A 384-nucleotide genomic window follows, 5' to 3' on the forward strand; every position below is an offset into this window, starting at 1 on the left:
GAAGGACGACATCACGCTGGTCGAGTTGCAGGCGCTGCTTGCCGGGCGCGGTACGCCGGTCGGGATCGGCACGCTGTGGCGGTTCTTCGACCGGCACCGGATCACGCGCAAAAAAAGACCGCGCACGCCACCGAGCAGGACCGCCCCGACGTCCTGAAGCGCCGGGAGGAGTGGTTCGACGGCCAGCTCGACCTCGATCCCGAGCGGCTGGTCTTCATCGACGAGACCTGGGCGTCCACCAACATGGCGCGGCGGCATGGTCGCTGCCGGCGCGGCGAACGCCTGCGCTCGGGCGTACCTCATGGACACTGGAAGACCACCACCCTCGTCGCCGGGCTGCGCCGCACCGGCATGGTCGCGCCGATGGTGCTCGACGGACCGATC

The 384-nt window shown here is 69.8% G+C and carries 1 pseudogene; it reads left to right on the forward strand.

Going from position 1 to position 384, the window contains the following annotated elements:
* Window positions 1–384, forward strand: a pseudogene (locus tag FOY91_RS21470) (transposase); the annotation flags it as partial.

The organism is Alterirhizorhabdus solaris, assembly GCF_007785815.1.
GTDB classification, from domain to species: domain Bacteria; phylum Pseudomonadota; class Alphaproteobacteria; order Sphingomonadales; family Sphingomonadaceae; genus Alterirhizorhabdus; species Alterirhizorhabdus solaris.